Source organism: Pantoea sp. SIMBA_079, from assembly GCF_046940275.1.
Classification (GTDB): Bacteria; Pseudomonadota; Gammaproteobacteria; order Enterobacterales; family Enterobacteriaceae; genus Pantoea; species Pantoea borealis.
Window position 1 is genome coordinate 1 of the sequence record NZ_JAWRYR010000933.1, and the last position, 235, is coordinate 235.

1 pseudogene is annotated in these 235 nt (G+C 68.5%); it reads right to left on the reverse strand.

From position 1 onward, the window contains the following. A pseudogene (locus SB719_RS22675) lies at positions 1–235 on the reverse strand (hypothetical protein); the annotation flags it as partial.

The window sequence follows — 235 nt, forward strand, 5'->3', positions numbered from 1 at the left end:
CCTGCGCATAGGCGCGCGGCGCGAGCGTGAGCTGAGCTACGAGTGGTTCCTGCTGGTGGTAGACCCACCCCTGCTCGAACCCGATGCCCATCTTGTGGACGCTGACCACGCAGAGGTCCGCGCCCGCATCCATGGCCCAGGTGGGGAGGTCGTTGTGGAACGGCAGGTGCGCGCCCCAGGCCTCGTCGACGATCACCGGCTTGCCGCGGGAGTGGCAGATCTCCACGATCGCCTG